The following is a 25,813-nucleotide window of genomic DNA, read 5'->3' as shown; positions in this document are numbered from 1 at the left end:
GGAGAAAATGATGATACGTAACACTCTACACCGTGCAGCGTCCCCTCTCGCTCTGCTTACGCTGCTGCTGCCCCTGAGCATGGTCCAACAAGCCTGGGCTGCGCCCTGTACAGTCAAGACCAGGTCGCCAGATCAGACCTTAAACGTTAGCAAAACGAGCCTCATTGGTGAAGATTCCACGGGTTCCGACCGGGCGCCTTTTACTGCCGATAACTTTTACGCGAGCGGCAGCTACGAGTGTCCCGAGGCTCAGAATTCCTATCGGACAACAATGGCCAGCACAACCGCACGGGAACGCACTGAGGAGCCAGGGACGTACTGGTTAGACGACCAGAATACGTTCTATATTAGAGTGCTATGGGTTCTGCCTAACGGTGAGAGGTATCCTGCCGACAAGGGTGACAGCGATATGAAGCAGAAGCATTTCCGTGAGTACCCTGCAGGCAGCAGCGCCGGCCCTAACCTTGAAACGCAAATATACACTGCCAAACCCGTCGTCCCTGGTAGCACATATAGTATTAATAAGATGATTAAGGTGGTTTACCAGATCATGGACCCTCAAGGTGATGGAAAAACCTGGATAAACATGGGCTACAACACCATTAATATTGGTGAGATCAAAGTTCAGGGATGGTCATGTGATCCGGATTTGGATCAGCCGACGCGAGATCTCGGTTCAGTCATCATTGATTTTGGTATGGAGACCATGAATCAGGGCGGGGAGGAGTACTACAACTATACAGATCAAAGTGCGGTATATGATGGGGGAAATTTGACGGAGTTGCAAGTAGGAATAAAGAATTGCAGCTTCGGCCCCCCCGACAGAAGCCGCGGCCAGGGTTATGGCTATAGCCCCATGGTCTACTGGGATATATATGCGGATGCAGCTCATGTTTCGCCAGCAGATCCCTCTCTGCTCCTTCCTAACAGCAACAGCACCACCAAAGGATTAGGATTCCGGTTTAGTCCGAGGGGGTCTTCCAAGATGATCAATTTATTGAAACAGGAACCTACTGTCAATGTTAATGATTGGATGGATCTTGTGGGAGAGGGGGGCGCTTGGGCTATGCGTATAACACCCTACATCGCCCCCCTCGGCAACGGCGAGACGCCACAGCCAGGAATACTGAACGGAACGCTCTTTTTCAAGGTTGTATATTACTGATTTTCATGACCCAGGATGACGTGCCCGCGCCAGGCGATTTACCGGTGTTTTTATCACTGTGGTGTCAATATCGTCGATTAATGTCAAGGAGCTATGATGTTAAAAAATAAAACCTTATTTAGGCTAATAGCCGGTGTGCTTATCACCCTTTTTAGCCTGGCGGCGCAAGCCTCCGATACCTTCAAGATAGATATAACCGCCCGTATCTACGAGGAGAGTTGCAGTCTTAACGTCAATGGCAGCGGCAGTAACCAGGGTACCGTCGCAATGGCACTCTCTTCCACCTCAGATTACACCGGCCTGTGGTCAGGGGGCGCAGATACAGACTTTTATATCCAGATTAAGGGCTGTGACCCAAGCTTAAACGCATACAAACTTAACTTCTTCAATGGCTGGTACCATGGCAGTGCGTACCCAGACCCAGGTTTAAGTATGCCCGTATGCAGGTCCGCACTACCACAATGTTATTTAGTGTTGCAATCCACCAATCCAGGTATCGGAATTGCGTTCTTTTACGTCTCGTCTGATAGCGAGGTGGCGAAGTGCAACGATGCTCAGAAAGTAGGATGGATGGAGGCCGATAACGAGGGCACAAGTTGCCCGCAGACGATTGACGACGCAGCCATGCTCCACTACCGTGTTAAAGCCGTTCAGGTTACCGATGACAAGCCGCAGCCCGGCCCGTACCAGGCTACGGTTATGTTTACTGTACATTACATGTAAGCGTTACTGGCAACCATACTGCGATCGCAAAGGCCGGTATTGCTGATTGGAATACTATGGCCCGGTCAGGGCACCAAATTTAGAGAAACCTGCTTTCGGGCAGGTTTTTGCTTTTCCCGGTAAGGCTTCCAATGGGTTGAGTAGTCATGAATAACCTGGGGTTTTAGGGGGCTTCTGTGGCCACTATCATCGTTCATTGTCCTCGCTGTCAGTCAGCTCTGGATTATCGTCATGGTCAGAACCCTAAAGGGATTGACCGCTTTCGATGTCGCGAATGCCATCGGGGATTTCTGCTCACTTATTCTTCTGAGGCAAGAAAAGAAAGCCCGGCGTTAAAGAGCACATTACCGATGGCTTTCAACGGTATAGGCGTTCGGGATACCACAGGAGTGCTGCAAATCGGCATCAATACCGTTATCCACACTTTAAAAAAATCTCGCCGAAACGAATAACGTCTTCGCCCGTCACATCATGCTGATGTGGCTCTCATCTGCGAACCTGATGAGCAATAGGGTTTTGTGGGCAGCAAAGCCCGACAACACTGGCTCTGGTACGCATATAACACCAAAACAGAACGCGTGTTAACTATACGCCAGAACAGAAAGCGATTACCCAGGACAGATATAAGCAAGGTGGTTCCCCGCATGATATCGCCCGAAGTGTCTGAGTCTATACAAATAAAATCAGGTAAATGCAGAAGGGGACCTGACCAGATTCACCTGCTTCGTATATATGAAAGGAGGAGATGGAGTGTGTTTCTTAAGACCGGACAAAGACCGGATGCAAACTGTCATGATGAATTTACCAAAATGTATACATGACGGGGTTAATGCTCATTGTTACTTTGTAGCTCACTGTGTAAAGCCACAGTGACCGGAGGCGACTGAAGAGAAATACTCATGCTGGATGGCAGAAGCACGGTAATGACATCAACTGTCAAAGCGACCAGAAATCTACCGGAACCCCAGAAAGCAAAAAACCAGCCGTTAAGCTGGTTTCTTTAAATAGTGGTGCCCGGACTCGGAATCGAACCAAGGACACGGGGATTTTCAATCCCCTGCTCTACCGACTGAGCTATCCGGGCAACGGGGCGCATTAAACCGTATTCACGCATGCCAGTCAATCAAATTTCTGGAAAAGCTGCTCAACCGCTTAATATTACGGCAATCTGTGTGTTTTTGCCTGACGTTTGCACAAACTTTCCTGATAATCCAGGTGGAAGGGGGGATGGTAAGACAAGGTGAATAACAGGGTATTTCGCACCACCGTGAAGATGGTGCGGTTTTAGCCGTGCGCAGGAAAGGAATGCTCGTTTAGGTCAGCGCCCCGCCCATACGACACTGAGCAAAACGCAGGATATCCTCGGCCAGACGATGTGCTGTTTCTACATCAGCATGGCTGCGATTAACCAGCATACGACTCAGGCAGCCCTCCAGCACCAGTTCCATCTGTTTGGCGACCATTGCCGGGTCATCAACTTCCAGCGTCGTCAGCAACTCATGGGTGAAGTCATGCGCCGCCTTTTTTTGCTGATCGGCCAACTGATGGACAGGATGGCCTGGATCGGGGTAAAACGTGCAGGCAGCGATAAACAGGCAACCGGGATAGCGATTATTGCTCACGCATTCGGACAGCGCGTTGTAGCGCGCCAGTAATTTCTGTTCAGCACTCAGGGTATCATCCAGCAAAAGCTGACGCCGCCAGATATCTACCCGCTGGCTGAGGTAACGTAACGCATCGTACAGAATGGCCTCTTTATCGGGCCAAAAGCGTTGTAGTTCATCAAGAGGATAATTGATACGTTCGGCCACCATTTCCAGCGTGGTATTGGCTATCCCTTGAACCTCAAGTAATTTCAGGGCTTCTCCCAGGACATCTTCACGTTGCACGGTATTCTCCTCCGTATTTCCTGTTGCAAGTGTCGCTCACGGTTGGCGATCGCGCAAATGTGCGCTGAAGGCTGCGGCATCCATAAAGCCCGTTACCCGAGCCTCCGGGTGCTCTTTCCCCTCAGCGTCAAAGAACAAAATAGTCGGCAAACCTAAAACCTGTAAATGCTTCAGCAGAGCAACATCCTGGGCATTGTTTGCCGTCACATCCGCCTGCAAAAGCACTGTGTCGCCGAGCACTTGCTGAACCTGCGGGTTGCTGAACGTATACTTCTCAAACTCTTTGCAGGCCACGCACCAGTCGGCATACAGATCCAACATAACGGGCTTGCCTTTAGCTTGTGCCAGCGCCTGATTTAGCGCATCTACCGATGCTACCGGCGTAAAGTTAAGATGCGTCTGGTTTTGAGCATGCGGCGCACCGAACGCCCAGTCCTGCAATGGTCGTACGCTGACCAGCGCGGCGGCTAACAGAATGATCTGCACGATACGCATCCAGCCTTGTTTTGCCTGCAGACTGGTGATGAACGCCCAGGCAAAGAATGCTACGCCAAGCAGTGACCACAGGCGAATGCCCCACTCATCACCGATAATCCGCTCGAGTAAAAAGACGGGAAGCGCAAGGATGACGAAACCAAAAGCGGTCTTGACGTGTTCCATCCATGGGCCACTTTTCGGCAGCAGACGGTTACCAAATACGGTAATCAGCATCAGGGGTAATCCCATCCCCAATGCGTACAGATACAGCGTACCGCCTCCCAGCCACATATTCCCGCTCTGAGCGATATACAGCAAAATCGCGCTCAGTGGTGCCGTGGTGCAAGGGGAACAGATCAGTCCAGCAATCGCCCCCATTGTAAATACGCTGCCCGGAGAACCGCCCTGCTGGCGGTTACTCATCAATGTCAGACGCGTTTGCAGTGAGGAAGGGAGTTGTAATGTGAACAAGCCGAACATCGACAGAGCCAGCAGCGTAAAGACAATGGCAAGCCCAATCAATACATAGGGATGCTGTAGCGCGGCCTGAAACTGTAGCCCGGCAGCCGCAACGACCAGGCCCAGAGCAGTGTAGGTGAGCGCCATTCCCTGGACGTAGATAAAGGTCAGCAGCAGAGCCCGCCCGGTTGATAAGCGCTGCTTGCCGCCGAGTACGATGCCGGAAATCAGTGGATACATCGGCAGTACACAGGGGGTAAAGGCAATGCCAATCCCGATCAGCAATGCCCACAGTGCGGAAAAGGGGAGTTGGGCGGCTGGCTGTGATTGTTCTTCCGGGGCGACTGTATCAGGTGTTGGTGTAGGCATCGCATCTGTATGAGCCATGACTTCACTGAGTGGAACGGTTTTGGTTTCCGGCGGATAGCAAAATCCGGCGTTGGCACAGCCCTGGTACGTGACCGTTAATGTGGCGCCAGATTTTGCCTGATTGACCGTGACCGGGATGGTCAACTGTTTACGGTAAATCTCACTTTTGCCGTAAAACTCATCTTCATGCCAGACACCCGGCGGAAGTTTTACCTCAGCGATATCGGCCTGAGATGGAGTAATGCTTATCTGTTTGCGATACAGATAGTAGCCGTCTTTTACCTGCCATGAGAGGTTCAGGTCATGTTGATTTTGCTGAAAATCAAAAATAAATGCCCGGTCGGCAGGGACAAACTGCGAGCGGCCAGGCGAATCAAATAATCCGGCAAAAGTGGATGTGCTGCATAGCAGCAGGATCAGCGTAAGGATGCGTTGAGCCATGAGCGGTAATCAAAGTCTCCGTGAGTGACGGGTAAAACCAGAAGTTCAGGGGTTTGATACGGATGATGAGACTTCAGGCAATCGAGAAGCGCTTGCTGGTGTGTGACGGTAGTTTTTAAAATCATCTGGACTTCATATTCCTGCTCCAGCTTACCCTCCCAATAATAGAGAGATGTTGCACCGGGCAGCAGCGTCACGCAGGCGGCCAGTTTTTCTGCCAGTACTTTTGCAGCCAGATCCTGGGCTGTTGCTTCATCCGGGGCGGTACAGAGCACCACAACGGTATCGGGGATGGAGATATCCTGACTCTTAACATCAAGCATAAACACCTCGAAAGAACAGAGTAACCAGCTAAAGAGTGGTCACTATACAACGGACGAGGGAAGGATGTTAGCTAAAGCAGGGTGATGAAGAGGAGGAACTGCAGGGCGCGAAGGCACCCTGCAGTAAAGTCTTACAGCATGAAGCTACCCAGCAAGAAGCCGAAGCAGACAGCCAGAACCACACCCAGAGTACCCGGGATGAAGAACGGATGGTTAAAGACGAATTTACCGATACGGGTAGTACCGGTGTCATCCATCTGAACCGCAGCAACCAGAGTTGGGTAGGTAGGCAGAATGAACAGACCAGAAACCGCAGCGAAAGACGCTACAGCGGTCAGCGGAGAAACGTTCAGTGCCAGAGCCATCGGCATCAGTGCTTTAGCCGTTGCAGCCTGAGAATACAGCAGAGCAGAAGCAAAGAAGAAGATGACGGCCAGCAGCCACGGATGACCCTGAATTACGCTACCTGCAGTATCTTTGATCCAGTCAATGTTGTGAGATACGAAGGTATCACCCAGCCATGCAACACCCAGGATACAAATACAGGCGCTCATACCGGCTTTGAAGGTGCTGGAGTTCAGGATGGAGTCAGTTTCAACGCGGCAGACGATCGTTGTCAGCGTCGCGACGCTCAGCATGATGATCAGGATTGCGTTGGTGGTGTTCATCAGCGGTTTAGCGACCAGGCCAAGGCTTGGGCTGTTGATGATGGCGTATACAACTACGCAAACCACGCCCAGCAGGAACAGCCAAACGGAGGTTTTCGCACCGGCTTTGATTTCAACTTGTCTTTCACCGCGCAGTTCAACCAGGCCTTCTTCCAGACGCTTACGATAAATCGGGTCGTCAGACAGTTTGGAGTTGAACAGTGCAGTGATCAGGAAAGACATCACCAGAACGGCCAGCAGGGTGGACGGAATGACCACGGACAGCAGGTGAATGTAGCTGATGCCATGACCTTCCATGACGGAAGACATGTAAACTACGGCCGCAGAGATAGGTGATGCGGTAATCGCAATCTGTGCAGAAACCACGGCAGTAGAGAGCGGACGGCAAGGTTTGATCCCTTGCTCCTTCGCGACTTCAGCGATAACTGGCAGCGTTGCCAGAGAGATGTTGCCGGTACCCGCGAAGATAGTCAGGAAATAGGTCACGATCGGTGCAAGGATCGTGATGTATTTCGGGTTCTTACGCAGCAGTTTTTCAGTTTGATGGACCAGATAGTCCAGACCACCTGCAATCTGCATGGCAGAGATAGCAGCGATAACCGCCATGATAATGGAAATAACATCGAACGGAATATTACCCGGTTTTACGCCAATAGCGGCGAGAACCAGAACACCCAGCCCACCTGCAAATCCAATACCGATACCCCCAAGTCTGGCACCTAAAAAGATTGCCAGCAAAACGATGATAAGTTCTAAAACTATCATATTAGCCTTCCTTGTTGTTTAACAAGTTGATATTAAATTGTTGTTTTTAAGTAACTTGGTGCAAGAAAAAAGGCACGTCATCATGACGTGCCCTCTCTGGTACTACCCTACACGATTACTGTTCGCTTTCATCAGTATAACGTTTTGCTTTATAAGCCGGGTGCATCAGGTTCTGTGCAGAGAAGATATCGTCCAGTTCTGCCTCGGTCAACAGACCGCGCTCCAGGACAACTTCACGCACGCTCTTACCGGTTTCGGCACAAATTTTACCGACGATATCGCCGTTGTGGTGACCGATGAACGGGTTGAGGTAGGTGACGATACCGATGGAGTTATAAACGAATGCTTCACACACTTCTTTGTTAGCAGTGATACCGCTAACGCATTTTTCCAGCAGGTTGTAGCAAGCGTTGCTCAGGATGTGGATAGATTCGAACATTGCCTGGCCGATAACAGGTTCCATTACGTTCAGCTGCAGCTGACCTGCTTCAGATGCCATGGTAACAGTGACGTCGTTACCGATGACTTTAAAGCACACCTGGTTTACAACTTCTGGAACAACCGGGTTCACTTTTGCTGGCATGATGGAAGAGCCCGCCTGCAGTTCCGGCAGGTTGATCTCATTCAGGCCGGCACGTGGGCCAGAGGAGAGCAAACGCAGGTCGTTACAGATTTTGGACATTTTCACAGCCAGACGTTTCAGTGCACTGTGCACCATAACGTATGCGCCGCAGTCGGAGGTGGCTTCAATCAGGTCTTCTGCCGGAACGCAGGCGAAACCGGTCACTTCAGCCAGTTTTTGCACTGCCAGCGGAGAGTACTCTTTCGGTGTGTTCAGACCCGTACCGATTGCAGTTGCGCCGAGGTTAACTTCCAGCAGCAGCTCAGCGGTACGACCAATGTTTTTCACTTCTTCTTTCAACAGTACGCTGAAAGCACGGAATTCCTGACCGAGGGTCATCGGTACAGCATCCTGCAGCTGGGTACGACCCATTTTCAGGATGTCCTGGAATTCAACTGCTTTTTGCTCGAAGCCTTCACGCAGCTGGTTCAGAGCATCAATCAGTTTGATGATGGATGCGTAAACAGCGATACGGAAACCGGTCGGGTAAGCGTCGTTGGTAGACTGACATTTGTTGACGTGGTCGTTCGGGTTCAGGTACTGATATTCACCTTTCTGGTGACCCATCAGTTCCAGACCGATATTGGCCAGCACTTCGTTGGTGTTCATGTTGACGGAGGTACCCGCACCACCCTGGTAAACATCTACCGGGAATTGATCCATGCATTTTCCGTTATTCAGGACTTCATCACACGCCGCGATGATGGCATTTGCCACACTCTTAGGAATAGTTTGCAGCTCTTTGTTGGCCAGTGCCGCTGCCTTTTTAACCATTACCATGCCGCGAACAAATTCAGGAATGTCACTGATTTTGTTGTTGCTAATGTAGAAGTTTTCAATCGCTCTCAGAGTGTGAACACCATAGTAAGCGTCCGCTGGAACTTCCCTGGTACCCAACAAGTCTTCTTCGATACGAATGTTGTTTAACATGTGAACCTTCTTTTTCAAGCTGCCAATGATTTGACTAAACACACAGGATATATGTGATTTCGATTGTTTCTCGACCGACGATTATCCCCTGCATCGGTCTGATACCCGAGATCATATGCTGGTTCAGGATTTCTACCGTAATCTGGATCACTTAAAGCGTGGAATTTACCCCTTATTTATTATTCTGTGAAATAGATCACCCCTTTAGGATTAACACCAAATATTAGTGTACAAGTAGCTTGAAATTTTGCTAATCACCACAATATTAGAGTGATGCAAGTCACACAATTTTCGAACAGTTGTTGGTGAAAACGACTGTTTTCAACAGGAGAGCCCTTTGCGCTGGATACCATTACTTGCCATTTTTCTCTATGTTTACATAGAGATATCTATTTTTATCCAGGTCGCCCATGTGCTGGGTGTCCTGATGACCCTGATTTTGGTTATTTTTACCTCGGTTATCGGTATGTCTCTGGTTCGTAACCAAGGGTTTAAGAACTTTTTACTGATGCAACAGAAAATGGCAGCAGGTGAAAGTCCGGCTGCAGAAATGATCAAGAGCGTGTCGCTGATTATCGCCGGCTTGCTGTTGGTGTTACCTGGTTTCTTCACCGATTTCCTCGGTCTTCTTCTTTTATTACCCCCGGTGCAGAAACATTTGACCATGAAGTTACTGCCGCATTTGCGTTTTTCTCGTATGCCAGGTGGTGGATTTAGTGCCGGAACCGGTGGCGGTGATACCTTTGACGGTGAATTTCAGCGCAAGGATGACGATCGTAACCGCCTTGATCATAAAGATGACGATCGCCGTGACTGACCCGGTAGGCCCGGTAAGCGTTCGCGACACCGGGCTTTTTTACTGATTATTTGGCCTCCGCCATTTTCCGGTTCGGTAAAAACAGCCACAGCCCCATCAGCATAATCAACGCATACAGACTCTTCCAGCCGACCATCGCCAGCAGCAGTAGGCACAGCAGCCCCCCCACTGTAGCCAGTACGCGATAGTGCCCTTTTAGCAATCGACACCCTGCCAGCATGCATAGCAGATAAATCATAATAAAGATGCCGTTAGCGTAGACAATTAACGCATCGAGATTGATTTGTAGCATATAGATGCACAAGGTACTGACGACGCAGCAACCCAATACCGCGTTTAGCGCATTGGCCGGAAGATGGCGAGGGGACAGGCGAGCCAGATAGCTCTCAGGTTTATATTGTGCTTGCGACCACACCAGACGGGCGAAACTTTGGATATAAATGTTCAGGCTGGCAAAGCAGGCCAGATAACCAATGATGCAGGCAACCCACAGGGCGTGAACGCCAAACAGTTGGACGACGATTTCAGGCAGCGATGCCGCCGCTGCCATCTGTTCACCATAGGCATCAAAATGTAGCACAACGACGGTACATGCCCAGTACACGGAACCGGCCAGTAGCAGGCCAATCATCAGGGCGCGCGGGAAATCCCGTTCCGGATTTTTGAATTCAGAGGCCAGGTGTGCGAATGCTTCAAGGCCAACAAAGCACCAGAACATCACCGACAGCGCGGCAAAAAGCCCGGGAAACTCAATCTTGTCGATGGCAGGAAAGGGGATCTCACTCGGTTTCAACTCGCCAGCCCACCAGATGGCGACAATCAGCGCGACGATCAGTCCGGCAATTACCGTTTGCAGGTTTGCGCTGGAGCTGGCACCCCGCGAACCGATGTACCAGACCAATACCAGCGTGCCGAGCTCTGCCAACAGAAGCTGCCAACCATGCCAGCCAAACATCGCCTGGCCAAATCCGGCGGCAATATGTAATGCCGCTGGTAACCCCACTGGGATCACCGACAAAAATAACCATCCGGTGACGCGCTCAAGCCGTGATCCAAAGGCCATGCCGACAAAATGCGCCACGCCGCCTGCGCTGGGAAAATGGCGACCGAGTACGGCAAAGACAATCGCCACCGGAAAGACTAAAACGATCAGCACTGGCCATGCCCACAGGCTGTTGTTGCCAGCAACCAGCGCGGCCAGTGCGGGGACGGCAAAAACGCCTGTACCTAACAATGATGTCGACAACAGGCCAACGCCTTGAGCCAGCCCCAGCTCTTGTTTTAGTCCGCTCATAAGTTGTTATCCGGTTATGCCCATGTACCGGGCTACAGCGCAGATTTTCGATGGTATCACAATCGGATTTGCTTATGACGACGTGGCTGAAATCGTTATGAAATGTGAGGCGTGTCGGTGTTTTGACGGGATTTTCTGCTGATAAAAATTTTTTTTCGCTTGCCCCCTTGAAGGCACAAAAGCCCATCCCCATCTCTCTGGTCACTAGCCGGGATACCGTTTACGGGCCGGCGTCACCCATAACTGATAAAGACTTTCTCAAAGGAGAGCTATCAATGAGTATTCGTCCGTTACATGATCGTGTGATCGTCAAACGTAAAGAAGTTGAATCCAAATCTGCTGGTGGCATCGTACTGACCGGTTCCGCTGCAGGTAAATCAACTCGTGGCGAAATCATCGCTGTCGGTAAGGGTCGCATCCTGGACAACGGTTCTGTACAGCCGCTGGACGTGAAAGTCGGCGATATCGTTATTTTCAACGATGGCTACGGTGTTAAATCTGAGAAGATCGACAATGAAGAAGTGTTGATCATGTCTGAAAGCGACATCCTGGCAATTGTTGAAGCCTAATCCGCGAACGACACTGAACATACGAATTTAAGGGAAAGAGAAAATGGCAGCTAAAGACGTAAAATTCGGTAACGACGCTCGTGTGAAAATGCTGCGCGGCGTAAACGTACTGGCAGATGCAGTGAAAGTTACCCTCGGTCCAAAAGGCCGTAACGTAGTTCTGGATAAATCTTTCGGTGCACCGACCATCACTAAAGATGGTGTTTCCGTAGCACGTGAAATCGAACTGGAAGACAAGTTCGAAAACATGGGTGCGCAGATGGTGAAAGAAGTTGCCTCTAAAGCGAACGACGCTGCAGGTGACGGTACCACCACCGCAACCGTACTGGCTCAGTCCATCATCACTGAAGGTCTGAAAGCCGTTGCTGCGGGCATGAACCCGATGGATCTGAAACGTGGTATCGACAAAGCTGTCGCTGCTGCTGTTGAAGAACTGAAAGCACTGTCCGTACCGTGCTCCGACTCTAAAGCTATTGCTCAGGTTGGTACTATCTCCGCTAACTCCGACGAAACCGTAGGTAAACTGATCGCTGAAGCGATGGACAAAGTCGGTAAAGAAGGCGTGATCACCGTTGAAGACGGTACCGGTCTGCAGGACGAACTGGACGTGGTTGAAGGTATGCAGTTCGACCGCGGCTACCTGTCTCCTTACTTCATCAACAAGCCGGAAACTGGCGCAGTAGAACTGGAAAGCCCGTTCATCCTGCTGGCTGACAAGAAAATCTCCAACATCCGCGAAATGCTGCCGGTTCTGGAAGCTGTAGCGAAAGCAGGCAAACCGCTGCTGATCATCGCTGAAGATGTTGAAGGCGAAGCGCTGGCAACTCTGGTTGTTAACACCATGCGCGGTATCGTGAAAGTCGCTGCGGTTAAAGCACCTGGCTTCGGCGATCGTCGTAAAGCAATGCTGCAGGATATCGCTACCCTGACCGGTGGTACCGTTATCTCTGAAGAGATCGGTATGGAGCTGGAAAAAGCAACTCTGGAAGATCTGGGTCAGGCGAAACGCGTTGTTATCAACAAAGATACCACCACCATCATCGATGGCGTGGGCGACGAAGCTGCAATCCAGGGTCGCGTGACTCAGATTCGTCAGCAGATCGAAGAAGCAACTTCCGACTATGACCGTGAAAAACTGCAGGAGCGCGTAGCGAAACTGGCAGGCGGCGTTGCGGTTATCAAAGTTGGCGCTGCGACTGAAGTTGAAATGAAAGAGAAGAAAGCCCGCGTTGAAGATGCCCTGCACGCTACCCGTGCTGCGGTAGAAGAAGGCGTGGTTGCTGGTGGTGGTGTTGCGCTGATTCGCGTAGCGTCTAAAATTGCCGGCCTGAAAGGTCAGAACGAAGACCAGAACGTAGGTATCAAAGTTGCGCTGCGCGCAATGGAATCCCCACTGCGTCAAATCGTACTGAACTGCGGCGAAGAGCCGTCTGTAGTGGCTAACACCGTGAAAGCCGGTGACGGTAACTACGGTTACAACGCTGCAACTGAAGAATACGGCAACATGATCGACATGGGTATCCTGGATCCAACCAAAGTAACGCGTTCTGCTCTGCAGTACGCGGCTTCTGTTGCGGGTCTGATGATCACTACCGAGTGCATGGTTACCGACCTGCCGAAAGGCGATGCGCCTGACTTAGGTGCTGCTGGTGGTATGGGCGGCATGGGCGGTATGGGCGGCATGATGTAATCATGTTGTTCTGAACCTCTCAGAATTGAGAAACCCTCGGGCAGAAATGTCCGGGGGTTTTTCTTTTGGTCATCTTTTTAGTATATGATTCAGCTATGGACATAAGGTCCAGCTCATTGATTATGGGGAATAACATGCACGTGAAATATTTAGCAGGGATCGTTGGTGCCGCGCTACTGATGGCGGGTTGTAGCTCCAGCAACGAACTGAGTTCAGCCGGACAAAGCGTTCGCTTTGTTGAAGATAAGCCAGGTGCTGAGTGTCAGTTGATCGGCACTGCGACCGGTAAACAGAGCAACTGGCTTTCTGGCCAGCATGGCGAAGAGGGCGGCTCTATGCGTGGCGCGGCGAATGATCTGCGTAACCAGGCCGCTGCAATGGGCGGTAACGTGATTTATGGCGTCAGCAGCCCATCCCAGGGAATGCTGTCCAGCTTTGTACCGACTGCCAGCGAGATGAATGGCCAGGTTTATAAGTGCCCTAACTGATTACACTTCATCCTTCAACCAGCCCCTTTGTTGGCTGCGCTGTGAAACCCCAGTCACATAGTTATCTATGCTCCTGGGGATTTTCTTCGCTTGCCGCCGCGATGCAGATTGAATGATTTTGTGTAATAAAGTGGCCTGGACAGGCTCATGCAATCGTAGGCCTGATAAGCGCAGCGCCATCAGGCATTCTGAGTCTTATGCGCAGACTGAACGCGTAAATGATGCAGCGCGCGCAGGCACTGATCCTGATTGAGCTTTTGCGTCTTATCACCCGTCAACGTTCTGACAAACACCTGGCACGGTACACCGGCAAGTTTTTTCAGCCGTGGGCTGAAATCGAGCAGACGGCGAGTAATGGCTTCGGCCTCTTTGCTGCCGGAAAGAGCGCGAGTTTTTACTACCGAACCACAGTACTGGGCTTTTCCTTTATCATCCGTATAGCGGTAAATAATCGCCAGATAATGATTAAACAGGTTATGTTTCCATTCGGGTTGTGTATAAGAATCGTATTCCAGATTGTCGTTTTGCTGGCAATCCACATCGTACAGCGGCAGAAAATCCAGCAGCGATGTAATTCGTAGCGCTAAATCCCGCATGCCAGCATTATTTATTGCATGAATAATTGCATGCGCCAACACCTGAATCTGTAATTCATTAATCAGTAATTCATCTGTTTTCCCGTCATGCAGCGTCAGAGAAAATGCTAAGTTCTCCCCTTTATCATCCACTAACGTCAGTGAATTTATGCGACGGTTAATATCCGCATTCTTTAACTCATCTTCCTGAATTAAGGGAATATTTTCGTGCATCTTTTTGCTGGCTTTCTCGCATTCTTTCTCATATTGCACACGCTCGTCTTCGCTTAGTTGATGTTTGGCGTATAGCTTGCTTTCCAGAGCAATAAACAAGTCTCTTAGCCCAAGCGGAGAAAGAAAAAACAGCGACTCTTTATTTCTTGGTTCTTTTATCTTTAATGCCAAAGCAACAAATTCATTCTTCTGACGAATAACGCCGGTATTAATACCTTTAATACTGATAGCCATCAAAGGTTCTCCCTAACCATATATTTATTGATGTTCTGCATTTGAAACTTTTGATAAAATTTACGAATGAATGATTTTACAGCGCTAATTAAAATAGCACAGATTAAAAGTGTGGCTCCACTTGTTGGAATTTAAATGATAAGTAATCGTGTCGAGTGTCCGAAATCGGACACTCAATAATGACTATTGTTGGCGTAACTGCAAATCCAACGGCGTTTTACTGGGCTCACCGCCAATTTCGCGCGCCAGTTTTGGGACCATATAGCCTGAAATCAGCGTCAGCAGCTCTCGCATGATTTTCCGCGCCTCATCGTCACTCACCATAAAGTGAGCGGCTCCTTGCACTTTATCCAAAACATGCAGGTAATAGGGCATTACGCCCGCATCAAACAGTGCATTGCTCAGGTTTGCCAGCGTTTGTGCGTTGTCGTTCACGCCACGCAGCAGGACGCTTTGATTAAGCAATGTGACACCCACTTTACGCAAGCTGGCCATTGCCTGACGAAATGTCTCATCAATTTCGTTCGCGTGGTTAATGTGATTCACCAGCAGAATTTGCAGGGAAGATCGCGCAAAACGATCGACTAACCCTTCGGTAATACGAGCTGGGATCACAATTGGCAAGCGGCTGTGAATTCGCAGACGCTTAATGTGTGAAATGGCCTCCAGTTGCGTGAGTAACCAGTCAAGCTCGTGGTCCTTAGCCATGAGGGGATCGCCACCGGAGAAAATAATCTCATCCAGCTCAGGGTGCGCGGCGATGTAATCTAACGCCACCTGCCAGTTACGTTTATTCCCCTGGTTCTCGGCATACGGGAAGTGGCGACGGAAGCAATAGCGGCAGTTTACCGCACATCCGCCTTTTACCAGCAGCAGCGCCCGGTTGCGATATTTGTGCAGCAATCCAGGAACGACGCTGTGCTGCTCTTCCAGTGGATCGGTAGAGAATCCGGGGGCGGCAACGAATTCATCCTGCGAGGTAAGCACCTGACGCAGTAGCGGATCGTTGGGGTTGCCTTTCTCCATGCGTGCGATAAACGATCGTGGCACGCGAAGGGCAAAAAGACGTTTTGCCTCACGACCAGCGAGCAAATTTTCATCAGCGTCTATATTCAAAAGACGTAATAGTTCATCCGGATCGGTGAGAACATCGGCAAGTTGTACTAACCAATCTTCTCTGGATGGGGTGTTTAGGGTTACAATATGCGCCATTTTGTGGCTTAGCTACCAGTTAACAATTTCAGAGGGCCTTATGGCGACTTACTATAGCAATGATTTTCGTGCCGGTCTTAAAATCATGATGGATGGCGAACCTTATGCGGTTGAAGCCAGTGAATTCGTTAAACCGGGTAAAGGCCAGGCATTTGCACGCGTTAAGCTGCGCCGCCTGCTGACCGGTACTCGTGTAGAGAAAACCTTCAAATCCACCGACTCCGCAGAAGGCGCAGACGTTGTCGATATGAACCTGACTTACCTGTACAACGACGGTGAGTTCTACCATTTCATGAACAACTCCACTTTCGAACAGCTTGCTGCTGACGCGAAAGCGGTAGGTGATAGCGCTAAATGGCTGCTGGATCAGGCTGAGTGCATCGTGACCCTGTGGAACGGTCAGCCTATCTCCGTGACCCCACCGAACTTCGTTGAGCTGGAAATCATTGAAACTGACCCAGGTCTGAAAGGTGACACTGCAGGTACTGGTGGTAAACCAGCGACGCTGTCCACCGGTGCAGTGGTTAAAGTTCCGCTGTTCGTACAGATCGGCGAAGTCATCAAAGTGGATACCCGCTCTGGCGAATACGTATCCCGCGTGAAGTAATATTCTTCATCTTTCAGGCTGCATCAGGCGGCCTGAATGATTTTGCGTATTTCTAAGATGTTGGTGCAGATTGCTGCGCCATACTTTTCCAGGGCAGGAATGATGAAACGTCTTCTCGGTCTTGTAATGCTTATCCTTTTCACCAGCACCCTCCTGGCGGGCTGTAATACGGCGCGCGGCTTCGGTGAAGATATCAAACATCTCGGTAATTCAATTTCTCACGCTGCCAGCTAGTCCCCTCATATTGTCTTAAAAATGGTCGTTTATCCGTCACCCCCCCGGATCTTGTCTATTATTAAGTAGCTATACACAAACAATATTGGCTAGAAAAGGAAGGCGTTATGGTTAAGAAGACAATTGCTGCTATCTTTTCTGTGTTGGTACTTTCTTCCGTATTAACGGCGTGTAATACGACGCGAGGCGTAGGTCAGGATATTTCTGAGGGCGGTAGTGCCATTTCTGGTGCAGCGACAAAGGCTCAGCAATAACTATGAACGGTACGACGCACCGTCGTACCGTTAATTCATCTTCTCAGGTAGAGAGAGAAACGGTGAAAAGCGATTCCCCAGGTGCAGCTTCATACGGATATTTCGCTTATAGGTGTATACCGTCTTACCATGAATGCAGAGCGCGGCGGCTATTGCATTGTTATCAACGCCATCCATCCACAACGACAGTACCTTCTCTTCCTGTGGTGTAAGCAGCGGTGTGGCATTTTTGGGTGTATCCAATACGGGACGGATCTGTAGTGCATTCTGGATCGTGTGCGAAAGATCATGCAACGCGATGTGTTTGGACAATGTCGAGTGAACGGCAGAGTGAAGGGGATCGATGGGGTTATGCGATCGGTCGCCTGATTGTAGTAAAATCAGCGGGATGGCGCCGCAGCTCATAAAAAATGGTGCGATGGGGGGGCTGGAGTGAATATCGCTGAGAAAACTACATAAATCTGCGATTACCAGATGAGGCTTCCACTGCAAAATATGCTCTTTAGCCAACATCAGATTATTAATCCCTGACACCAGAAATGAAGAGTTGAACATACCAGAATGATTAAGCAAGGCCTCTATCCCTGTGCGGGTAAAGTGGCACCGGTCAATCACTAAAATTTTAAGCATAAACCTTTCGCATTCAGAAGAGGATAAAATGGCTTTCTGAGTTCAGAAAGCTCTTCATCATAGAGAAGTCCAATGTGAGCCAAATGCGGGAACTACGCCTCTAATTGGGCTTAATTCTTGCTTTAAGTAAGCAATGAATAAAAAGGTTGAAATTCATTTTCTCCCGGGCAAAAATGCCATTTCATACATCCGCTTTGCAGGACGACCTGCAAACGCATCTTTCACCCGGGGACGGCCCCATCGTGTACTGGAGCCTGTTATGTCCTGGATCGTTTTACTTATCGCGGGCCTGCTTGAAGTTGTCTGGGCGATTGGTCTGAAATATACCCACGGTTTTACCCGTTTAACGCCAAGTATTATCACCATTGCGGCGATGATCGTCAGTATCGCTATGCTTTCCTGGGCGATGAGAACGCTACCGGTTGGTACGGCTTATGCCGTCTGGACCGGGATTGGCGCGGTAGGGGCAGCCATTACCGGCATTCTGCTATTGGGCGAATCAGCCAGTCCGGCGCGTCTGCTCAGCCTGGGGTTGATTGTTGCCGGCATTATTGGCCTGAAGCTCAGCACCCACTAAGCGCCGGGTTGTTTTACCCAAATCAACTTGTTCACTTCAAACCCCTCCCGGGTCGCGACTGCCAGCATCTGCTGTTTCATCTCATCTGAAATCGTTGGGGTACGAGAGAGGATCCACAGATAGTCGCGATCCGGGCCGCAGACCAGCGCGTGACGATATTCCCTATCGAGCGCAATCACGTTATACCCGCCATAGAAAGGGCCGAAGAACGAGACCTTGAGCGCAGCGCGGTTTGGATCGCCGGTGAAATAGGCTTTACCCTCGGTTTTCTGCCACATTTCCCTGTCTGGGTTATAGCCCTTGTTGATCACATTGATGCCGCCGTCGTCGCGCAGGCTGTAGGTTGCGGTCACTTTTTCCAGTCCACGCTCGAATCGATGGTCGAAACGTGCAATTTCATACCAGGTGCCCAGATAGCGTTTGGCATCAAAGTTATTCACCACGGTAACGCCTTTCGGCGGTGTAGGGGAACTGCAAGCAACAACCAGAAATGCAGCCGTAACTGCAGCAACGACGGGCAGAATGCGCATAGTGTTTTCCTTGCTGTTTTTTGTTAAGTGTAGATGACAGCAGGAAAAAAAGATCAAGAATGGAGGCCCGATTTACCGGACCTCTTTGTCAGTTATTGCAACTTTTCCAGGATGCGCCAGGCGGCCTCTACGCGAGCCGGGTTAGGGTAGCTTTTGTTTGCCAGCATCACGATGCCAAGATTTTTTTCTGGCACGAAGGCAACGTAACTGCCAAATCCGCCAGTAGACCCTGTTTTATGCACCCATGAGGCTTTCACGGCCGGGGCTGGCGGATTTACCTCAACGGCGGGCAGCGCTGCCAGCGCCACTTTGCTGTCGCTACCGCTGATTATCGAGTCGGCTTTCACTGGCCAGTTCAGCATCTCCCAGCCCAGTCCCTGATACATATCGCCAATACGCCAGTAACGTGACTGCGCAAGCTCAATGCCCTGCTGGAGTGTTTTCTCCTTAACCTGGTTGGCGTCCATGTTGGCCTGAACCCAACGGGTCATATCGATGATGCTGGATTTCACGCCATAGGCTTCGGCATCAAGTTGGCCGGGGAAAACATGCACTGGCTTTCCTTCATGATAGCCCCAGGCATAATCTTTTTGTTCTCTCTGTGGAACCGTAATCCAGGTGTGTGTGAGTTTTAATGGTTGCAGGACGCGTCTGGTCAGTGCCTCTTCATAGCTCATCCCTGAAGGTTTCGCCGCCAGTGCGCCAAACAGACCAATGCTGGAGTTAGCATAGAGACGTTTAGCGCCCGGAGCCCACTGAGGTTGCCAGTTTTGATAAAAGTGCAGCAATGCGGTTTTATCCGTCACCTCGTCGGGGATCTGAAGCGGCAGGCCACCTGCCGTGTATGTGGCTAAGTGCAGCAGACTAATGTTCTGCCACTGTTTGCCTGTGAGTTCCGGCCAGTACCGAGTGACCGGATCGCTGAGTTTGATTTCGCCGCGGGCGATCGCATCGCCGCCCAGCACGCCATTGAAGGTCTTACTGACTGAACCGAGTTCGAACAGTGTGTTCTGTGTGATCGGACGATTATTGGTGATATCAGCTTTACCCCAGGTAAAGTAATACGGTTTTCCCTGGTAGATAACGGCCACGGCCATACCCGGAATAGCCTGTTCCTTCATCAGCGGTGTGATGGTGCGGTTAACGATATCGGCAATGTGTTGTTCTGTCTTAGGGGCGGCAAACGTGGAGAAAGGGGCGGCCAGCAGTAGCGCGCAGCATAACGATTTTTTCATCATGAAATCATTTCCGTAATAAAAAGCGAAAGGGTGTCCGGGCCCATCAGACGCGACCAGTTTGTTTGATTTGTACCGTGTTGACAAACGGTTAAATTTAGCAGCAGATATAAGTTTTTCTAACGGGTTAGATGATGACGCGTAGCTATATCCCACTTAATTCTCTACGGGCTTTTGAAGCGGCCGCCAGGCATCTCAGCTTTACCCGCGCAGCAATTGAGCTGAATGTAACGCATTCTGCCATCAGCCAGCATGTGAAAGCGTTGGAGCAGCAGTTGAATTGTCAGCTCTTTATTCGCGTTTCACGAGGCCTGATGCTCACGACAGAAGGTGAGAGTCTGTTACCTGTACTTAATGATTCTTTCGATCGTATGGCGGCGATGTTAGACCGCTTTGCCGGTAACCAGGCTCAGGAAAAACTGAAAATTGGTGTGGTGGGCACTTTTGCGGTGGGGTGCCTTTTCCCACTTCTGCACGATTTTAAACGGAGTTATCCGCATATCGATTTACAGCTTTCCACGCATAATAACCGTGTTGATCCTGCTGCAGAGGGGCTGGATTATACCATTCGCTATGGTGGTGGAGCCTGGCACGATACCGATGCGCAATATTTATGTAGCGCGCTGATGTCTCCGCTTTGTTCGCCCGCGCTGGCCTCTCGGATTCAGACTCCTGCAGATATCCTGAAATTTCCGCTATTACGATCGTATCGGCGTGATGAATGGGCGCTGTGGATGCAGGCCGCCGGAGAGGCTCCCCCTTCACCAACGCACAATGTGGTGGTGTTTGACTCGTCGGTCACTATGCTGGAAGCTGCGCAGGCGGGAATTGGCGTGGCAATCGCCCCGGTCAGAATGTTCACGCATTTGCTCAGTAGTGAACGTATCGTACAACCGTTTTTAACGCAGATTGATTTGGGAAGTTACTGGATTACGCGATTGCAATCCCGTCCGGAGACGCCTGCGATGCGTGAGTTTTCCCGCTGGTTGATCGGCGTTGTGCACAAATAAAAAGGCCCGCCAGTGGCGGGCCCAATAGGTAACAGCTGCGATTAGATAGTCAGAATGCCAATCGCTGTTACAACGGTCAGGATAGCAGCCAGGCCGTAGAATACCCATTTGCCAGCAGGCACGTGGATTTTCAGGTCATGCATCGCGTGGTGCATACGGTGTAAACCACACCACAGCGGCAGAACGATCATCAGGAACAGAAACGCACGTCCGATGAAGCTCTGAGCGAATGCCAGTACGCGTTCATAGCTGAAAGCATCAGGAACAAAGCCCAGCGGCAGCATAATGCCTACCAGCAGGATCATTACCGGCGCAATGATTGCGCTCCACATACCGCCTGCACCAAACAGGCCCCAGAATACGGGTTCGTCAGAGCGTTTTGGATTTGGATTAATCATTCCGGACTCCTTACCAGAACAGGGCAACAAACAGTATGACTACTGTAGCAACCACAGTGACTGCCCAGAGACCTTTGATGATCGGCTCTGGCCCCATTTTTTCGTCTTTTACGATGATGTTGGCGGCTTTCGGCGCCAGCTCAAACCAGGTTTTGGTATGCAGCAGCGCTGCTGCCAGGGCGATAATGTTAAGGATTACCACCACCGGGTTTTGCAAAAAGGCGACAAAGCCCATCCAGGACTCTGCACCATGCTTGAGTGCAAACAGGCCGATAATCAGTTCAATGCTGAACCAGACTGCCGGGACTGCCGTGCCTTCACGCAGCATGTAAAAACGATAAAATGGCAGCTTTTTCCACCAGGTGGACGTCATTGGCCGCACATAGGCTTTACGTTTAGTCGTCATCGTGCACTCCTTAGCGTGGTTTCAGGGTAGCGATAAGAAAGTCTTTTGAACTTTCAACTTTACCCTGCTGAATGGCCGCAGCCGGATCGACGTGTTTCGGGCAGACTTCGGAGCAGTAGCCCACGAAAGTACAGGTCCAGACGCCGTTCGGGCTGTTCAATTGAGCCATACGCTCCTTCTTACCGTGGTCGCGGCTATCTTCGTTGTAACGATGCGCCAGCGTAATCGCAGCCGGTCCAATGAACTCAGGGTTCAGGCCGAACTGCGGGCACGCGGCGTAGCACAGACCACAGTTGATGCAACCGGAGAACTGATGATACTTCGCCATTTGCGCCGGAGTCTGGGTGTTTGGACCCTGATCCGGTGTACGCGGGTTACCGATGATGTACGGTTTGATCGCTTCCAGGCTTTCGATAAAGTGCGTCATGTCGACGATCAGATCGCGCTCAATCGGGAAGTTGCCCAGCGCTTCAACTTTCATACCGTTGGTGTAATCACGCAGGAAGGTTTTGCACGCCAGTTTTGGCACGTTGTTGACCATCATGCCGCAGGAGCCGCAGATCGCCATACGGCAGGACCAGCGGTAGCTCAGATCCGGTGCCAGGTTATCCTTGATGTAGCCCAGCGCATCCAGCAGTGACGTGGTTTCATCATAAGGAACTTCGTAGAAAGCACTGTGCGGCGCGGTATCGGTTTCCGGGTTATAGCGCACCACCTCAACTTTCAGGTTTTTCATCTCAGCCATTCGCCTTCTCCTTCTTATCGGCTGCTTCCGCTTCGCCACCGTAAACACGTTTAGCCGGTGGCAGAGTGGTGATTTTCACGTCGCTGTATTCCAGGCGAGTCGTGCCGTCAGCATCGCGGAAGGCGAGGGTGTGTTTGAGGAAGTTCACGTCGTCACGCTCGGTGCAGCCTTCATCCAGACGCTGGTGCGCGCCGCGGGATTCTTTACGTGCCAGAGCGGAGTGCGCCATACATTCAGCAACGTTCAGACCGTGACCCAGTTCGATGGTGTACAGCAGGTCGGTGTTGAAGACGCTGGAAGTATCAGTGATACGTACGCGCTTGAAGCGCTCCTGCAGTTCCGCCAGCTTATCAACGGTTTTCTGCATCAGTTCCGGCGTACGGTAGATACCGCAACCTTCTTCCATGGAAATGCCCATTTCGTCACGGATCTTAGACCAGTTTTCGTTACCTTGCTGGTTAACCAAGTCTTTCAGACGTTTTTCAACGCCAGCAACCTGTGCATCCAGAGCGGCACTGTTTGCAGCGCCAGCCGTTGCAGCGCGTTCCGCAGCTTGTTCACCGGCCATACGACCGAAGACCACCAGTTCCGCCAGGGAGTTAGAACCCAGACGGTTAGCGCCATGCAGACCAACAGAGGAACATTCGCCGACAGCGAACAGACCTTTAATGCGGGTTTCACAGTGCTGATCGGTTTCGATACCGCCCATGGTGTAGTGCGCGGTCGGACGTACCGGGATCGGTTCTTTAACCGGATCGACACCCACGTAGGCTTTCGCCAGTTCGCAGATGAACGGTAAACGTTCGAGCAGTTTTTTCTCGCCGAGGTGACGCAGGTCGAGGTGAACCACATCGCCACGCGGAGTGGAAATGGTGTTGCCTTTGCGCCATTCGTGCCAGAAAGCCTGAGAAACTTTGTCGCGCGGACCGAGTTCCATATATTTGTTTTTCGGCTCGCCCAGCGGAGTTTCTGGGCCCATGCCGTAGTCTTGCAGATAACGATAGCCGTTTTTGTTGACCAGAATACCGCCTTCACCGCGGCAGCCTTCAGTCATCAGGATACCGGAACCAGGCAGACCAGTTGGGTGATACTGAACGAATTCCATATCACGCAGCGGAACGCCGTGGCTCAGCGCCATGCCCATACCGTCGCCGGTTACGATGCCGCCGTTGGTGTTGTAACGGTAAACACGACCCGCGCCGCCCGTTGCCATCACGACTGCGTTTGCACGGATTTGGACCAGGGTGCCTTCCATCATGTTCATGGCGACCAGGCCGCGAGCATGACCGTCGTCCACCAGGATATCCAGAACGAAGTGTTCATCAAAGCGCTGAATTTGCGGGAACTGCAATGAAGTTTGGAACAGCGTATGCAGCATGTGGAAGCCGGTTTTATCCGCGGCAAACCAGGTACGCTCGATTTTCATGCCGCCGAAGCGACGTACGTTGACGCTACCGTCTTCACGGCGGCTCCATGGGCAGCCCCATTGTTCCAGTTGCGTCATTTCAGTTGGGCAGTGGTGGACAAAGTAATCCACGACATCCTGCTCACACAGCCAGTCTCCGCCTGCTACCGTATCGTGAAAATGGTAGTCAAAGCTGTCATGATCCTGCGCGACAGCAGCAGAGCCGCCTTCGGCAGCAACGGTATGGCTGCGCATTGGGTACACTTTTGAGATCAGTGCGATTTTAGCGTTGGGATTTGCTTGTGCGGCAGCAATTGCAGCACGTAATCCCGCGCCACCGGCGCCTATAATGGCAAGATCGGCTTGAAAGGTTTGCACGACATTCCTCCAGATTGTTGTTATTTCATCCCCGTCCGAATTCAGATGCTTAATCGGCTTCAAACAGGTTATGAACGCGTTTCCACTGCTCCTTTATAGGTACAATAGTATAGTCTTAGGGATGTGAGGGAAATTTGACGTGTTCGATTTTTTTAGCGTATCAGAGGGCTGAATTATCATTGAATTTGATTAATTTAATTACTAAACCACCCATTGTTACTTTTTTTACCCGCCAGCCAGTGTTTATTATTCCCGCGTGAAATTTGTCTCGCTAGCGCGATACGAGTAGACTTCGTGCCCTTGTCTGAAATCGGAGAAACAACCATGAGCGAAACGGCAACCTGGCAGCCGAGCGCGTCCATCCCCAATCTGTTAAAACGTGCAGCAATTATAGCGGAGATTCGTCGCTTTTTTGCCGATCGTGGAGTGCTTGAGGTTGAGACACCTTGCATGAGTCAGGCGACGGTAACGGACATCCACCTGTTCCCGTTCGAAACGCGTTTCGTTGGCCCTGGTCATTCCCAGGGGATGAACCTCTATTTAATGACCAGCCCGGAATACCATATGAAGCGCCTGCTGGTCGCAGGATGTGGCCCGGTGTATCAGCTATGTCGCAGCTTCCGTAATGAAGAGATGGGGCGTCATCATAATCCTGAGTTCACCATGCTTGAGTGGTATCGCCCACACTACGACATGTATCGCCTGATGAATGAAGTGGATGATTTGCTGCAGCAAGTGCTGGACTGTTCACCTGCCGAAAGCCTTTCTTACCAGCAAGCTTTCCAGCGTCATCTGGAGATTGACCCGCTGTCTGCGGATAAAACCCAACTGCGGGAAGTGGCGGCGAAGCTGGATCTCAGCAATATCGCCGATACCGAAGAAGACCGGGATACCTTGCTGCAACTGCTGTTTACAATGGGCGTTGAGCCGCATATTGGCAAAGACAAACCAACGTTTGTGTACCATTTCCCGGCCAGTCAGGCGTCACTGGCACAAATCAGTACCGAAGATCATCGGGTCGCTGAGCGATTTGAGGTTTATTACAAAGGTATTGAGCTGGCGAATGGTTTCCATGAGTTGACCGACGCGCGCGAGCAGCAGCAACGGTTCGAGCAGGATAACCGCAAACGTGCTGCACGTGGTTTGCCGCAGCAGGCTATCGACACCAACCTGCTTGAAGCGTTAAAGGTAGGGATGCCGGATTGTTCTGGCGTGGCGCTGGGCGTTGACCGTCTGGTGATGCTGGCGCTGGGCGCAGAGAGCCTGGCTGAGGTTATCGCATTTACTGTCGATCGCGCGTAACCCACTCTTCTTCAATGCAAAGTGGCGGTAAAATCGCCACTTTGTAGCATATTTTTTCATTTTCCCTCTAATGGCCACAATTTAATCCTGGATATTTGATATCGTTCAGGTATCAATTCTGTGTTGATTTTTCTATCGCTGAACTCTGTAAAGAGAGC

Annotated in this window: 27 protein-coding genes, 1 tRNA gene and 1 pseudogene; 13 read left to right on the top strand and 16 right to left on the bottom strand. The window is 50.9% G+C overall.

Annotation, left to right across the window (positions count from 1 at the left end):
- The first annotated feature begins 7 nt into the window (after window positions 1-7).
- The 3 genes and pseudogenes from I6L54_RS22860 to I6L54_RS22850 form a co-directional block, all read left to right on the top strand.
- The gene (locus I6L54_RS22860) at window positions 8-1,165 is read left to right on the top strand and encodes a hypothetical protein (RefSeq protein ID WP_137378402.1); all 1,158 of its coding nucleotides are present in this window, start codon (window positions 8-10) and stop codon (window positions 1,163-1,165) included.
- A gap of 93 nt (window positions 1,166-1,258) precedes the next feature.
- Entirely contained in the window at window positions 1,259-1,888 is a 630-nt protein-coding gene (locus I6L54_RS22855) for a fimbrial protein (protein ID WP_137378401.1), read from the top strand.
- Between the two features lie 176 nt (window positions 1,889-2,064).
- Window positions 2,065-2,511: pseudogene (locus tag I6L54_RS22850) on the top strand (IS1 family transposase); the annotation flags it as partial.
- A 385-nt stretch (window positions 2,512-2,896) separates the two neighbouring features.
- On the opposite strand, the gene I6L54_RS22845 reads toward I6L54_RS22850, so the two are convergent.
- The 6 genes from I6L54_RS22845 to aspA all read right to left on the bottom strand — a co-directional run bounded on the left by I6L54_RS22845 (window position 2,897) and on the right by aspA (window position 8,831).
- Window positions 2,897-2,972: transfer RNA gene (locus I6L54_RS22845), tRNA-Phe, on the bottom strand.
- A gap of 229 nt (window positions 2,973-3,201) precedes the next feature.
- The gene (locus tag I6L54_RS22840; RefSeq protein WP_040232932.1) at window positions 3,202-3,777 is read right to left on the bottom strand and encodes a transcriptional regulator; all 576 of its coding nucleotides are present in this window, start codon (window positions 3,775-3,777) and stop codon (window positions 3,202-3,204) included.
- A 36-nt stretch (window positions 3,778-3,813) separates the two neighbouring features.
- On the bottom strand, window positions 3,814-5,523 hold the full coding sequence (locus tag I6L54_RS22835) for a protein-disulfide reductase DsbD (protein ID WP_040232934.1): 1,710 nt from the start codon (window positions 5,521-5,523) through the stop codon (window positions 3,814-3,816).
- Window positions 5,499-5,846 (bottom strand): divalent cation tolerance protein CutA, encoded by a 348-nt coding sequence (cutA, locus tag I6L54_RS22830; protein WP_003025447.1) that lies wholly within the window; start codon window positions 5,844-5,846, stop codon window positions 5,499-5,501. The genes I6L54_RS22835 and cutA overlap by 25 nt, the downstream gene beginning before the upstream one ends.
- Before the next feature lie 131 nt (window positions 5,847-5,977).
- A complete protein-coding gene (gene dcuA, locus I6L54_RS22825; protein ID WP_003025449.1) occupies window positions 5,978-7,279 on the bottom strand; it encodes an anaerobic C4-dicarboxylate transporter DcuA in 1,302 nt (433 codons plus the stop codon).
- A gap of 115 nt (window positions 7,280-7,394) precedes the next feature.
- Window positions 7,395-8,831 carry an aspartate ammonia-lyase gene (gene aspA / locus I6L54_RS22820; RefSeq protein ID WP_040232935.1) on the bottom strand — a complete coding sequence of 479 codons (1,437 nt, stop codon included), beginning with the start codon at window positions 8,829-8,831 and terminating at the stop codon, window positions 7,395-7,397.
- A 337-nt stretch (window positions 8,832-9,168) separates the two neighbouring features.
- Here aspA and I6L54_RS22815 point away from each other — a divergent pair, with 337 nt between their 5' ends.
- Complete coding sequence (locus I6L54_RS22815; protein ID WP_005120978.1) at window positions 9,169-9,648, top strand: FxsA family protein; 480 nt, start codon at window positions 9,169-9,171, stop codon at window positions 9,646-9,648.
- A gap of 46 nt (window positions 9,649-9,694) precedes the next feature.
- Here I6L54_RS22815 and yjeH read toward each other — a convergent pair whose 3' ends face one another.
- The gene (gene yjeH / locus I6L54_RS22810) at window positions 9,695-10,942 is read right to left on the bottom strand and encodes an L-methionine/branched-chain amino acid transporter (protein WP_040232938.1); all 1,248 of its coding nucleotides are present in this window, start codon (window positions 10,940-10,942) and stop codon (window positions 9,695-9,697) included.
- Window positions 10,943-11,217: 275 nt separating this feature from the next.
- On the opposite strand from yjeH, the gene I6L54_RS22805 reads away from it, so the two are divergent.
- The 3 genes from I6L54_RS22805 (at window position 11,218) to I6L54_RS22795 (ending at window position 13,689) form a co-directional block, all read left to right on the top strand.
- Window positions 11,218-11,511, top strand: coding sequence for a co-chaperone GroES (locus I6L54_RS22805; RefSeq protein ID WP_005120976.1), 294 nt, complete (start codon window positions 11,218-11,220; stop codon window positions 11,509-11,511).
- Between the two features lie 43 nt (window positions 11,512-11,554).
- Window positions 11,555-13,201, top strand: coding sequence for a chaperonin GroEL (gene groL / locus I6L54_RS22800; protein ID WP_003025464.1), 1,647 nt, complete (start codon window positions 11,555-11,557; stop codon window positions 13,199-13,201).
- 134 nt (window positions 13,202-13,335) lie between these two features.
- Window positions 13,336-13,689, top strand: a complete 354-nt coding sequence (locus I6L54_RS22795) for a DUF4156 domain-containing protein (RefSeq protein WP_005120974.1) — start codon at window positions 13,336-13,338, stop codon at window positions 13,687-13,689.
- 179 nt (window positions 13,690-13,868) lie between these two features.
- Here the strand turns inward: I6L54_RS22795 and yjeJ are convergent, their stop codons facing one another.
- Together yjeJ and epmB are read right to left on the bottom strand one after the other, a co-directional pair.
- On the bottom strand, window positions 13,869-14,732 hold the full coding sequence (gene yjeJ, locus I6L54_RS22790) for a YjeJ family protein (protein ID WP_040232941.1): 864 nt from the start codon (window positions 14,730-14,732) through the stop codon (window positions 13,869-13,871).
- Between the two features lie 183 nt (window positions 14,733-14,915).
- The gene (epmB, locus tag I6L54_RS22785) at window positions 14,916-15,944 is read right to left on the bottom strand and encodes an EF-P beta-lysylation protein EpmB (RefSeq protein ID WP_040232942.1); all 1,029 of its coding nucleotides are present in this window, start codon (window positions 15,942-15,944) and stop codon (window positions 14,916-14,918) included.
- Window positions 15,945-15,984: 40 nt separating this feature from the next.
- On the opposite strand from epmB, the gene efp reads away from it, so the two are divergent.
- The 3 genes from efp to ecnB all read left to right on the top strand — a co-directional run bounded on the left by efp (window position 15,985) and on the right by ecnB (window position 17,039).
- Window positions 15,985-16,551 carry an elongation factor P gene (efp, locus tag I6L54_RS22780; protein ID WP_005120972.1) on the top strand — a complete coding sequence of 189 codons (567 nt, stop codon included), beginning with the start codon at window positions 15,985-15,987 and terminating at the stop codon, window positions 16,549-16,551.
- 99 nt (window positions 16,552-16,650) lie between these two features.
- Entirely contained in the window at window positions 16,651-16,785 is a 135-nt protein-coding gene (gene ecnA / locus I6L54_RS22775) for a lipoprotein antitoxin entericidin A (protein WP_040232999.1), read from the top strand.
- 107 nt (window positions 16,786-16,892) lie between these two features.
- The gene (ecnB, locus tag I6L54_RS22770) at window positions 16,893-17,039 is read left to right on the top strand and encodes a lipoprotein toxin entericidin B (protein ID WP_003025482.1); all 147 of its coding nucleotides are present in this window, start codon (window positions 16,893-16,895) and stop codon (window positions 17,037-17,039) included.
- A 30-nt stretch (window positions 17,040-17,069) separates the two neighbouring features.
- Here the strand turns inward: ecnB and I6L54_RS22765 are convergent, their stop codons facing one another.
- Window positions 17,070-17,669: a LuxR C-terminal-related transcriptional regulator gene (locus I6L54_RS22765; protein ID WP_040232944.1), complete on the bottom strand. Its 600-nt coding sequence runs from the start codon at window positions 17,667-17,669 to the stop codon at window positions 17,070-17,072.
- Window positions 17,670-17,928: 259 nt separating this feature from the next.
- On the opposite strand from I6L54_RS22765, the gene sugE reads away from it, so the two are divergent.
- Complete coding sequence (sugE, locus tag I6L54_RS22760; RefSeq protein ID WP_000118520.1) at window positions 17,929-18,246, top strand: quaternary ammonium compound efflux SMR transporter SugE; 318 nt, start codon at window positions 17,929-17,931, stop codon at window positions 18,244-18,246.
- On the opposite strand, the gene I6L54_RS22755 is transcribed toward sugE, so the two are convergent.
- Window positions 18,243-18,776 carry a lipocalin family protein gene (locus I6L54_RS22755; protein WP_005122149.1) on the bottom strand — a complete coding sequence of 178 codons (534 nt, stop codon included), beginning with the start codon at window positions 18,774-18,776 and terminating at the stop codon, window positions 18,243-18,245. The two genes, sugE and I6L54_RS22755, sit on opposite strands and share 4 nt — an antisense overlap.
- Window positions 18,777-18,868: 92 nt before the next feature.
- Complete coding sequence (gene blaCMY, locus I6L54_RS22750) at window positions 18,869-20,014, bottom strand: CMY-2 family class C beta-lactamase (RefSeq protein ID WP_005122150.1); 1,146 nt, start codon at window positions 20,012-20,014, stop codon at window positions 18,869-18,871.
- A gap of 131 nt (window positions 20,015-20,145) precedes the next feature.
- Here blaCMY and ampR point away from each other — a divergent pair, with 131 nt between their 5' ends.
- Complete coding sequence (gene ampR, locus I6L54_RS22745) at window positions 20,146-21,021, top strand: LysR family transcriptional regulator AmpR (protein ID WP_005122151.1); 876 nt, start codon at window positions 20,146-20,148, stop codon at window positions 21,019-21,021.
- Between the two features lie 41 nt (window positions 21,022-21,062).
- On the opposite strand, the gene frdD is transcribed toward ampR, so the two are convergent.
- From frdD to frdA, 4 genes are read right to left on the bottom strand one after another with little or no spacing between them, the layout of a single operon-like run.
- Complete coding sequence (gene frdD, locus I6L54_RS22740) at window positions 21,063-21,419, bottom strand: fumarate reductase subunit FrdD (RefSeq protein ID WP_003025535.1); 357 nt, start codon at window positions 21,417-21,419, stop codon at window positions 21,063-21,065.
- A 10-nt stretch (window positions 21,420-21,429) separates the two neighbouring features.
- Window positions 21,430-21,825: a fumarate reductase subunit FrdC gene (gene frdC / locus I6L54_RS22735; RefSeq protein WP_003025537.1), complete on the bottom strand. Its 396-nt coding sequence runs from the start codon at window positions 21,823-21,825 to the stop codon at window positions 21,430-21,432.
- 10 nt (window positions 21,826-21,835) lie between these two features.
- Complete coding sequence (gene frdB, locus I6L54_RS22730) at window positions 21,836-22,570, bottom strand: fumarate reductase iron-sulfur protein (RefSeq protein ID WP_008785993.1); 735 nt, start codon at window positions 22,568-22,570, stop codon at window positions 21,836-21,838.
- Window positions 22,563-24,353 (bottom strand): fumarate reductase (quinol) flavoprotein subunit, encoded by a 1,791-nt coding sequence (frdA, locus tag I6L54_RS22725; RefSeq protein WP_005122152.1) that lies wholly within the window; start codon window positions 24,351-24,353, stop codon window positions 22,563-22,565. Before frdA ends, frdB begins: the two co-directional genes overlap by 8 nt.
- A gap of 324 nt (window positions 24,354-24,677) precedes the next feature.
- Between frdA and epmA the strand changes: the two genes are divergently transcribed.
- Window positions 24,678-25,655 (top strand): elongation factor P--(R)-beta-lysine ligase, encoded by a 978-nt coding sequence (gene epmA, locus I6L54_RS22720; protein WP_040232947.1) that lies wholly within the window; start codon window positions 24,678-24,680, stop codon window positions 25,653-25,655.
- Window positions 25,656-25,813 lie beyond the last annotated feature (158 nt).

It is taken from the genome of Citrobacter pasteurii (genome assembly GCF_019047765.1).
Lineage (GTDB): Bacteria > Pseudomonadota > Gammaproteobacteria > Enterobacterales > Enterobacteriaceae > Citrobacter > Citrobacter pasteurii.
This window is presented reverse-complemented; position numbering and strand designations above follow the sequence as displayed.